The 9476-nt window shown below is 66.3% G+C and carries 11 protein-coding genes and 1 pseudogene; 11 read left to right on the top strand and 1 reads right to left on the bottom strand.

Annotated features, from left to right (window positions below):
- The first annotated feature begins 251 nt into the window (after positions 1-251).
- The gene (locus tag JHC36_RS03830) at positions 252-1607 is read left to right on the top strand and encodes a DUF3422 family protein (RefSeq protein ID WP_287916075.1); all 1356 of its coding nucleotides are present in this window, start codon (positions 252-254) and stop codon (positions 1605-1607) included.
- Positions 1608-1612: 5 nt separating this feature from the next.
- On the top strand, positions 1613-2227 hold the full coding sequence (locus JHC36_RS03825) for a class I SAM-dependent methyltransferase (protein WP_287916072.1): 615 nt from the start codon (positions 1613-1615) through the stop codon (positions 2225-2227).
- A gap of 102 nt (positions 2228-2329) precedes the next feature.
- On the opposite strand, the gene JHC36_RS03820 is transcribed toward JHC36_RS03825, so the two are convergent.
- Positions 2330-3709 (bottom strand): sigma-54 interaction domain-containing protein, encoded by a 1380-nt coding sequence (locus tag JHC36_RS03820; protein ID WP_287916069.1) that lies wholly within the window; start codon positions 3707-3709, stop codon positions 2330-2332.
- A gap of 208 nt (positions 3710-3917) precedes the next feature.
- Between JHC36_RS03820 and cydP the strand changes: the two genes are divergently transcribed.
- From cydP to JHC36_RS03775, 9 genes and pseudogenes are all read left to right on the top strand, one after another.
- The gene (gene cydP / locus JHC36_RS03815; RefSeq protein WP_287916066.1) at positions 3918-4094 is read left to right on the top strand and encodes a cytochrome oxidase putative small subunit CydP; all 177 of its coding nucleotides are present in this window, start codon (positions 3918-3920) and stop codon (positions 4092-4094) included.
- 1 nt (position 4095) lies between these two features.
- Entirely contained in the window at positions 4096-5667 is a 1572-nt protein-coding gene (locus JHC36_RS03810) for a cytochrome ubiquinol oxidase subunit I (protein WP_287916063.1), read from the top strand.
- Between the two features lie 18 nt (positions 5668-5685).
- Entirely contained in the window at positions 5686-6822 is a 1137-nt protein-coding gene (gene cydB / locus JHC36_RS03805; RefSeq protein ID WP_287916060.1) for a cytochrome d ubiquinol oxidase subunit II, read from the top strand.
- 222 nt (positions 6823-7044) lie between these two features.
- Positions 7045-7161, top strand: coding sequence for a cytochrome bd-I oxidase subunit CydX (cydX, locus tag JHC36_RS03800; RefSeq protein ID WP_287916058.1), 117 nt, complete (start codon positions 7045-7047; stop codon positions 7159-7161).
- 53 nt (positions 7162-7214) lie between these two features.
- Positions 7215-7472 carry a cyd operon YbgE family protein gene (locus JHC36_RS03795; protein WP_287916056.1) on the top strand — a complete coding sequence of 86 codons (258 nt, stop codon included), beginning with the start codon at positions 7215-7217 and terminating at the stop codon, positions 7470-7472.
- A 4-nt stretch (positions 7473-7476) separates the two neighbouring features.
- A complete protein-coding gene (locus JHC36_RS03790) occupies positions 7477-8157 on the top strand; it encodes an MBL fold metallo-hydrolase (protein WP_287916054.1) in 681 nt (226 codons plus the stop codon).
- Positions 8158-8236: 79 nt separating this feature from the next.
- On the top strand, positions 8237-8626 hold the full coding sequence (locus JHC36_RS03785; RefSeq protein WP_287916052.1) for a DUF6858 family protein: 390 nt from the start codon (positions 8237-8239) through the stop codon (positions 8624-8626).
- A 52-nt stretch (positions 8627-8678) separates the two neighbouring features.
- Positions 8679-9143 carry a group II truncated hemoglobin gene (locus tag JHC36_RS03780; RefSeq protein WP_287916049.1) on the top strand — a complete coding sequence of 155 codons (465 nt, stop codon included), beginning with the start codon at positions 8679-8681 and terminating at the stop codon, positions 9141-9143.
- Positions 9140-9476: pseudogene (locus JHC36_RS03775) on the top strand (hypothetical protein); the annotation flags it as partial. The gene JHC36_RS03780 and the pseudogene JHC36_RS03775, both read left to right, overlap by 4 nt.

The raw sequence follows: 9476 nt of genomic DNA, 5'->3' as shown, positions 1-9476 counted from the left end.
GCCCGCTTTGACGCCCCAAAACACGCCCGAGGGCGTTGCAAATGCGCGCCGTAGCCCGAGCTACGGCTGTGCTTTGCGCCTACTCGGGCGCGTTTTGGGGCGCCCCTTCGGGCACGCCCAATTCCCTCTCAGCCTCTGAGCCTCCATCCGGCCGTTGACGGCGCTGAACGGGAGGCACGGTCTGGATGCTCCACCGGTTTTGGGCGCAAAGGTCGTTCACCTCTTGACGGAGCCCTTCTACACTGATGACCATGACCACAAGCTCCTACCCTGAGGCAGCGCGCGCGGCAGCGGCGCTTGCCGAGCGACTTCCACCCGAAGACCCGCAGCGCCGCGTGCTGCACGACGAGGTGCATGCGCGCCCGCCGGCACGGATACGGCTGCCCGCTCTGGTGGTGTATGTGGCGGTGGCGAACGAGGGCGTCCGACGGGAAGACGAATGGGCGCATTTGCGCGAGCTGCCCGGGCAGGCGGAGTTGCCGCTCGACGCGATGCAAGGCAATTTCCTGCGCCTGCGTCTGGATGGCTACACGGTCAAGTGGGAGCGCCATACCGAGTTCAGCCGCTATTCGATCGTGCAGCCGCTGCCGCCGCACGCGGGGCTGGGCAGTGTCGAGCCCGAGCTGTTCCCCGCGGTGCGGGTCGACCCACAGTGGCTGGCGAGCATTCCTGGGCGCACGCTTGCGGCGATCAAGCTGGCCATGGTTTCGGAGCCGATCGAGCCCGTTGCGCAGACGCTCGAGCGCGCGCGTGCCTGGTTCGGCGGCCATGCCGTGGTGGCTTCGCTCGTGGGCAAGGAGGGCGCCTCGCTCGTGGTGACGGATCTTGCGATACGTCCGAGCGGATTCGAACGCATGCTGGCGGTCTGTCCGCCGGGCACGTCTGAAACGCGCGTGGGTCGGATTTCCGGGCGTCTGCTCGAGATCGAGACCTACCGCATCATGGCGTTGCGCGGCTTGCCGGTGGCCAAGGCGCTCACGCCCATGCTCGGCGAAACCGAGCGCGCGCTGGCGGAGATCACGGCGCAGCTCGAAGCCAAGGCGGTCGATGACCAGCAGCTGCTCGACGCGCTGGTCGCGCAGGCCACACGCATCGAGCGCGCGACGGCCGAACATGCGTACCGTTTTTCCGCAACTTCGGCTTATTACGAGCTGGTCAAACAACGCCTTGCCGAGCTGCGCGAGCAGCCGATTCCCGGCACGCAGACTCTGGGCGAGTTCATGCAGCGCCGCCTGTCGCCGGCCATGGCCACGGTGGCCGCGACGGCGCAGCGGCTCGCCTCGCTGTCCGAGCGCATCGCGCGCGCCAGCGCCCTGCTGCGCACCCGCGTCGACATCGCCCGCGAGGCGCAAAACCAGCAGCTGCTGGCCAAGCTCACGCGCGGGCAGGAGCTCCAGCTGCGGCTGCAGTCGACCGTCGAGGGCTTGTCGATCGCGGCGATTTCGTATTACGTGGTGAGCCTGCTGCTCTACGGCGGCAAGGCCCTCAAGGGTGCGGGCGTGCCCATCAACCCGGAACTCGCGGCCGGCGCGCTGATCCCGCTCGTCTGGTGGGCGGTGTGGCGCACCACCCGGCGCATCCACGAGAGAATCCACGCGAACGAATGACACTCATGAACACCCCTGCCAACCCCTGGGACGAGCGCTTTGCCGGCCCTGACTACAAATACGGCACCGAGCCCAATGCGTTTTTGCGGGCACAAGCCGCCGAGCGCCTGCGCGCGCCGGCCGAGGTGCTGGTGCCGGGCGACGGCGAGGGCCGAAACGGCGTGTGGCTGGCGCGGCAAGGCCATCGGGTGACTTCGGTGGACTATTCCACCGTAGGGCTGCAAAAGACGCAGGCGCTCGCGGCGCAGCACGGCGTGGCGGTGCAGACGGTTCATGCCGACCTCGCGAACTGGGCGCCGCCGCCCGAAGCCTACGACGCGCTGGCCTTGGTGTACGTGCACCTGCCCGCGAGTTTCCGCCGCAGCGCGCACCAGCGCTTGGCCGCGGGCTTGCGCCCGGGTGGCTGGCTGATCCTGGAAGCCTTTCACCCAGCCCAGCTCGCTTTCGACAGCGGCGGCCCGAAGGATGTGGACATGCTCTACACGCCGGCGCTGCTCGACGCCGATTTCGAAGCTTGGCTCGAGCCCGTGCTGCGCTGGGATGGCATCGTCGAACTCTCCGAAGGTCCGGGCCATCAGGGCCGAGCGCATGTGACGCGCTGGGTGGGGCGGCGGCGCTGAGCCTCTCGTCCTGGTTTTTCAGAGGGAATTTGCCGTATGCCAGCCTGAAACGGTCAGGTTGCGCTACAAAAAAAGGACCTCAGCCGAGTTGAATTCCCGGCGTCACCGGCCCGCAGCTCGCGCTTCCAGGGCGCGCAGCCGGCGGTAGAGCGTGCGCTCGCTGATGCCCAGTTCGGCGGCCAAGGCGGCGCGGCTGCCGCGGTGGCGGGCCAGCCGTTGTCGCAAGACCTCGAGTTCGAGCTCAGGCAACGGCAGGGTGTTGATCGTTGCCTCTGGACCAGCGGCGGCTCGATCCGCGTCCGCGTCCGCTGTGGCGGCCGGTAGGCGAGACGCGGCCGGGTGGATCGGCTGATTCACGGACAGTGCTTGCGCGACATGGCTCGCTTCGATCACGGAGCCGTCGCAGAGCAGGGCGGCACGCTCCAGCAGGTTGCGCAGTTCGCGCACGTTACCGGGCCAGGGCTGGCTTTGCAGTAGGGTCAGCGCCGCGGGCGCGAGCTCGAGCTTGCGCTCGGGCGCCACCCGTTGCAGCAATGCGGGCGCCAGCAGCGCGATGTCTTCGAGGCGCTCGCGCAGCGGCGGCAGCCGGATCGGAAAGGTGCTGAGCCGGAAATACAGGTCTTCGCGAAAGCGCCCATCGGCGACCATGGCCGTGAGATCGCGGTGCGTCGCGGAGACGACGCGGATGTCGGCCCGGCGCAGTTCGGTGCTGCCCACGCGCCGGTAGGTGCCGGTCTCGAGCAGGCGCAGCAGCTTGACCTGCATCGACAGCGGTATGTCGCCCACTTCGTCGAGGAACAGCGTGCCGCCACTGGCCGCTTCGACCAGGCCGGCGCGGGCCGCATGCGCGCCGGTGAAGGCGCCGCGTTCGTGGCCGAACAGTTCGGACTCGAAGAGGGTTTCGGGCAAGCTCGAACAGTCCACCGCGACGAGTGGCCGCGCGGCGCGCGGGCTCGCCTCGTGCACCGCGCGCGCGAGGAGTTCCTTGCCGGTGCCCGATTCGCCCAGCAACAGCACGGTGGCCATCGACGGACCCACGCGCGCCACCAGCGCAAGCATGGCCGAAAACGCCGGCGAGCGGCCGATCAACTCGGGCCCGTTTGGAGACGCGGCGCGATGGCTTTGGCGCAGCGGCTCCATTTTTTCGGCGTAGAGCTGCAGCGTGCCGGCCGCGTCGCGCAGCGGGGTCAGTTCGATCTGGACGTAATCCTCGCCGCGCGGTGTGTGGTGCAGATGCAGCACCCGCTCCCGCTGCCCCGAGGCCCGTGCGCGCGCCAGTGGGCAGGTCTCGCCGTTTTGGTCGCAGGGCGTGGTGTAGCGGTGCGAAACCTCGTAGCACTTGCGCCCGACCACGCTTTGTTCGGGACTGAACAGCCTTCGATAAGCCGCGTTGGCGGCGAGGATGCGGTAGTCGCCGTCGAACAGGATGTAGGGCTCGCTCTGCTGATCGAGAAAGCTGGTGAGTTCGGCGTAGGGCTTCATGGGCGGCGCAAGCGTGGAAGGGTTTGGCTGCCATTATGGCAGCTTGGCAGTTTTTTGGCAGCCTTTGCGGCGGTTTGTCCCCAGGGCTGTCAGGGACAGGTCGGCTGCCCTTCCCAGGGAAAACCCTAGGCGAACGGTGGTTCGCTCGCTTCCGAGTCATTGGCATAAAGATTGCATAATTGGTTACGAAAGGAAAGGTCCCCGTGCCATGAACCTCCAAGACCAAACCCTGGTGCGCAAGCTGGCCGTCGTGCTGGTGATCAAGCTGGCTGTGCTGGTGGCGCTGTGGTGGGTGTTCGTGCGCGAGTACCGCGTCACGCCGCCAGAGGCCGGCGTGGCCACCCAGTTGCTCGGGCCGGGCAACAGCGAAGAAAAGGAGAAGTGAAGTGATATCCGAACAACTGGTGGATCTGTCGCGGCTGCAATTTGCGGCGACAGCCCTCTACCACTTCCTGTTTGTGCCGCTGACGCTGGGCATGGTGTGGTTACTCGTCATCATGGAGAGCGTTTACGTGATGACCGGCAACGTCGTCTGGAAAGACATGACCCGCTTCTGGGGCAAGCTCTTTGGCATCAACTTTGCGCTGGGCGTGACCACCGGCATCACGCTCGAATTCCAGTTCGGCACCAACTGGGCCTACTACTCGCACTACGTGGGCGACATCTTCGGCGCGCCGCTGGCGATCGAAGGACTCATGGCCTTCTTTCTTGAGTCCACGATGATCGGCCTGTTCTTCTTCGGCTGGGATCGCCTCTCCAAGCCTAAGCACCTGCTGGTCACCATCCTCATGGCGCTGGGCACCAACCTTTCGGCGCTGTGGATTTTGATCGCCAACGGCTGGATGCAAAACCCGGTGGGCGCCGAGTTCAGCTTCGACACCATGCGCATGGAAATGACGGACTTCTGGGCCGTGCTCTTCAACCCCGATGCGCAGGCGAAGTTCGTGCACACCGTCTCGGCCGGCTATGTCACCGGCGCGATGTTCGTGCTCTCGATCTCGAGTTATTACCTGCTCAGGGGCCGTGACGTCGAATTTGCCAAACGGAGCTTCCGCGTCGCCGCAGCCTTCGGGCTTGCATCGGTGCTCAGCGTCATCGTGCTCGGTGACGAATCGGGCTATAACGTCGGCGAAGCGCAGCAGACCAAGATGGCCGCGATCGAAGCCATGTGGGAGACCGAGCCCGCACCCGCGAGCTTCAACCTCGTCGCGGGCATCAACGAGCAGGCGCAGAAAAACGATTGGTCGATCGAAATTCCCTACGTCATGGGCTTGATCGGCACGCGCTCGGTCACCAAGACCATCCCGGGCGTTGCGGAAATCAAGGCCAAGAACCGCGAGCGCATCGAAAGCGGCATCCACGCGGTGACCGCGCTCGAAGCCCTGCGCAAAGACCGCAACGACGCGGCTGCGCGTGCGCTGTTCGAGGCGCACAAAGCCGATCTGGGCTTCGGCCTCCTGCTGCGCAAATACGTCACCGACGTGCGCCAGGCGACGCCCGAGATCATCCAGCGCGCCGTGGACGACACCATCCCGCGCGTCACGCCCATGTTCTGGAGCTTCCGCATCATGGTCGGCCTGGGCTTCCTCATGCTCGCGCTCTTTGGTACTGCCTTCTGGTGCACGCTCAAGCTCGAGTGTGGCAAGCGACCCTGGCTGCTCAAGTGGGCGCTGGTGATGCTGCCCGCGCCCTGGATCGCCATTGAACTTGGCTGGTTCGTCGCCGAATACGGACGCCAGCCCTGGACCATCTATGGCGTGTTGCCCACGCATCTGTCGGTCTCGACGTTGAGCGTCACCAGCCTCTACGGCTCGCTCGCCGGCTTCGTGGGTTTCTACACGCTGCTGCTGATCGTCGAGATGTACCTGATGGTCAAGTTCGCCAAGATGGGCCCGGGCAGCCTGGGCACCGGCCGCTACGCGAACGAAGCCCACCACGGCGCGACGACCGCCGCCTGAACCCCACGGGAGAACGACATGCTGGACTATCCAACCCTCAAAATCATCTGGTGGCTGCTCGTGGGCGTGCTGCTCGTGGGCTTCGCCATCATGGACGGCCACGACATGGGCGTGGGCACCTTGCTGCCCTTCGTCGGCAAGGGCGACACCGAGCGCCGCGTCGTCATCAACACCGTCGGGCCGCACTGGGACGGCAACCAGGTCTGGTTCATCACCGGCGGCGGCGCCATCTTCGCGGCCTGGCCGCTGGTGTACGCCACCGCGTTCAGCGGCTTTTACTGGGCCATGTTGGCGGTGCTCTGGGCGCTGTTCTTCCGGCCGGTGGGCTTTGACTACCGCAGCAAGATCGACAACCCGACCTGGCGCGCCACCTGGGATTGGGGCCTGTTCGTCGGCGGCTTCATTCCGCCGGTCATCTTCGGCGTGGCCTTTGGCAACCTGCTGCAAGGCGTGCCCTTCCAGTTCGATGAGTATCTGATTTCCACCTACACCGGCAGCTTCTGGGCTTTGCTCAACCCCTACGCCTTGCTTGCCGGCGTGGTCAGCAGTGCCATGATCACCCTGCAGGGTGCGACCTACCTCGCGCACCGCACCGAGGGCGCGATCCAGGCGCGCACCATCCGCGCCGGCACGATTGCGGGCATCGTCATGGTCGTGGCCTTCATTGCCGCGGGCTTCTGGCTGCAGAGCATCCCCGGCTATCGCATCAGCTCCGTGGTCGATCCGGCTGCTTTGCCCAACCCGATGAGCAAGACGGTGGTGCGCGAAGCCGGCGCCTGGATGGCCAACTACGGCCGCCAGCCGCTGCTCTGGCTGCTGCCGGCGCTGGGCGTCGTCGGGGCGCTGGCCGCGGTGGCGCTCATGCGCGCGCGGCGCACCCTCTCGGCCTTCGTGGCCTCGTCGCTGGCCATCGTGGGGGTCATCGGTACCGCGGGCGCGTCCATGTTCCCGTTCGTCATGCCGTCCTCGACGCAACTCGCGGCCAGCCTCACGGTGTGGGACAGCGTCTCGAGCCACCTGACGCTCGCCATCATGTTCTATGCCACCTTGATCTGCATGCCCATCATCATCTTCTACACGGGCTGGGCCTACCGCGTCATGCGCGGCAAAGTGACCGAGCAGCAGATTCGCGACAACGAGCATGTGGCGTATTGACGCTCAGGCAACGCTGAATCAGTTCCCGAAGTGGTGCGCGCCCGGCTGCGGGATCGGATGCGAAGCGCAAACCGAGGTCATAGCCGAAGCTATGGCGAGGATTTGCTTTCGACGCAGACCGCCCGCAGCCGCGATGCGCGACGCGCGAGGGACTTGTTCAGCGTTGCCATAGGGGCGGACAACGCCGAAGCGGTCCTCCCTACTCATCAAAAAGGACGAAACATGTGGTACTTTGCTTGGATACTCGGCGTCGGCTTTGCCGTTCTGCTGGCCATTCTCAACGCGATGTGGGGCGAGAACGATGAAGCCCGCAAGCGCCAAGAAGGGGCTGGCTCGTGAGCGCCGCACCAGCGCCCGGCCCCGCTCCAGCCCCCGCGCCGGAGGGGCCGGGCATGCACTGGCCCTGTCTGCTGGTGGGGCTCGCGATCATGGTCGGTGGCAGCATCTACCCGCTGATGTTCGCTCGCATGCAAGACGGCAACGCCCGCGCCGACCACGGCCTGGCCATGCTGCTGTTTTGGGCGATGAGCGCGGGGATCGTGCGTGGCGTGGGCTTCATTCCGCGCGCGCGGCTGTGGCGCCGGCTGTTTTCGGCCACCGCTTGCGCTCTTGCGCTCGCCTTGGCGGCCGCGCTGCGTTTTGGGGCTTGAGGTCATGTATTTCCGGATCTTGCGCGACGAAGCCTCGGGGGCGGTGAGTTACCTGCTGGCCGATCTCGATGCGCAGGAGTGCGTGCTGATCGATCCGCGCGTGCCGGATGTGCCGCTGCTCGCTGCGCTCATGGCTGAGCGAGGGCTGCGGCTGCGCTGGACGCTGCGCACGCATCAGCATGATGCCGATCCGCTGCAGACGCTGCAGACGCTGCAGGCTTTCGGTGCGCTGGGGGCACCGGTGGTGCAGGGCGACGCTGCCGAGGGGGCGGTGAACCCCGGTGACGGCGATGCGCTGTGTTTTGGCAGCGAATGCGTGCAGGTCTGGCGCACGCCCGGACACACGGCCGGCTGCCTGAGCTTTCTCTGGCGCGACCGGATGTTCTGCGGTGGATTGCTCGCCATCGACGCCTGTGCACAGCAGCCGCTGCCGGCCGAGCCCGAGGCGCTTTGGGACAGCGTGGTTCAACGGCTGTTTGCGCTGCCGGCCGAGACGCTGCTGTTTGCCGGGCATGTGCGGCAGGGACGGGTGGTGAGCACCGTGCTCGAGGAGCGCACCGGCCACCCTTACTTCGCCGCGCGCACACGCGACGAATTTTTGGCTGCCGTCGCCGGCTTGCCGCGCACGGCTCGTCGCTCGCCCGAGCGCCGCCGTCCGACGGTCCGGCGCGAAGTGGTTTCGTGACTCCTTTGCCCCCGCGCCGGCCGGAGGGTTCGGCCGGGGTGGGGGCGTGTTTTTCTCCAACCCACCCCACGAGGTTTCTATGAAGCAAGTTCACTTCCAGGAAAAATATCCCATCACCGTCGTCGACATCGCCAAGAGCGAATGCCGCTACCAAAGTGCCGAGGAGATCGCGGCCTATTTCCGCGACTGCATCGCCAACACCCCGCGTGTGCAGTACATCGCCACCTTCGACCACCTCGCGCATACCCAAGCGATCGGTGGCGAGGTCAACCCCGAGATTCGCGCCGCCGTCAACGTGATTTTTTGCTTTGGCCACGCGCTGCCGAATCCGCAGGTGCTGGCCGTTCGCCCGCGCTCCATCGGCATTGCCGACATGGGCGACCATTTCGTCGTGAGCTTCATGGACGCGCCGATGAAGGTGGCCAACGATGCGATGCAGTCCTGGGCGCTCGCGCTGCGCAAGCGGTGAGCGCGCGTGAACGCTGCTGATTACGCCAGCTGTTGACGCGAGGGAGCCACCCATGTCGAACGTTCAAGCCGTGACGCCGTACGAAACCCTCGGCGGTGAGGCGGGGCTGCACCGCCTGGTCGATCGTTTTTACGCCTTGATGGACGAGCTGCCTGAGGCCTATGCTGCGCGTCGCATCCACCCCGACAGCCTGGCTGGGGCCAACCAGAGCCTGTTCGAGTTCCTCTCGGGCTGGTTCGGCGGGCCCAATCTCTACATCGAGAAGAAAGGCCATCCGCGGCTGCGGATGCGGCACCTGCCCTACACCATCGGCCCGCAGGAGCGCGACGAGTGGATGCTGTGCATGCGCCTAGCCATCGAGGAGCAGGTGGAAGACCCCGCGTTTCGGGCCTGGCTCATCGAGACCTTCGCCCAGATGGCCGACCACATGATCAACACCGACCCCGCGCAGGGCTGCTCTGCGCATGGGGGTGCAAATCCCGCTGCCGCGGCGAAGAAAGGCGCGGTGAGCGCATGACCTCCAGGATACACACTCTGCGGCACGCGCTCCGGCTCGCGCTGGTGGCAGCGACCTTTTCCCTTGGCCTGCAGGCAGCCCTAGCCGCTGCGGTCGAGCCGGGGCAGCTCTTGCCGGCCTTGCAGATCAAGGACCAGCACGGCCAGGACTGGCACGTGAGCGCCGACACCCGGTTGGTGCTGTTCGCCAACGGGCGACAGGCGTCGAACCTGATGCAGTCGGTGGTGGCTGCGCAGCCCAAGGGCTTTCTGGAGTCGCGTAAGGCGGTGTACCTGGCCGACATGAGCCGCATGCCCTCGTTCGTCACCCGCACCTTCGCGCTGCCGTCGCTGC

This window comes from Tibeticola sp., assembly GCF_022759015.1.
GTDB lineage: Bacteria > Pseudomonadota > Gammaproteobacteria > Burkholderiales > Burkholderiaceae_C > Tibeticola > Tibeticola sediminis.
This window is presented reverse-complemented; position numbering and strand designations above follow the sequence as displayed.

Bases quoted from the DNA above. Each gene is read 5' to 3' on its own strand.
- JHC36_RS03830 (WP_287916075.1), top strand. From the start codon at position 252: ATGACCACAAGCTCCTACCCTGAGGCAGCGCGCGCGGCAGCGGCGCTT.
- JHC36_RS03825 (WP_287916072.1), top strand. From the start codon at position 1,613: ATGAACACCCCTGCCAACCCCTGGGACGAGCGCTTTGCCGGCCCTGAC.
- JHC36_RS03820 (WP_287916069.1), bottom strand. From the start codon at position 3,709: ATGAAGCCCTACGCCGAACTCACCAGCTTTCTCGATCAGCAGAGCGAG.
- cydP (WP_287916066.1), top strand. From the start codon at position 3,918: ATGAACCTCCAAGACCAAACCCTGGTGCGCAAGCTGGCCGTCGTGCTG.
- cydB (WP_287916060.1), top strand. From the start codon at position 5,686: ATGCTGGACTATCCAACCCTCAAAATCATCTGGTGGCTGCTCGTGGGC.
- cydX (WP_287916058.1), top strand. From the start codon at position 7,045: ATGTGGTACTTTGCTTGGATACTCGGCGTCGGCTTTGCCGTTCTGCTG.
- JHC36_RS03795 (WP_287916056.1), top strand. From the start codon at position 7,215: ATGCACTGGCCCTGTCTGCTGGTGGGGCTCGCGATCATGGTCGGTGGC.
- JHC36_RS03790 (WP_287916054.1), top strand. From the start codon at position 7,477: ATGTATTTCCGGATCTTGCGCGACGAAGCCTCGGGGGCGGTGAGTTAC.
- JHC36_RS03785 (WP_287916052.1), top strand. From the start codon at position 8,237: ATGAAGCAAGTTCACTTCCAGGAAAAATATCCCATCACCGTCGTCGAC.
- JHC36_RS03780 (WP_287916049.1), top strand. From the start codon at position 8,679: ATGTCGAACGTTCAAGCCGTGACGCCGTACGAAACCCTCGGCGGTGAG.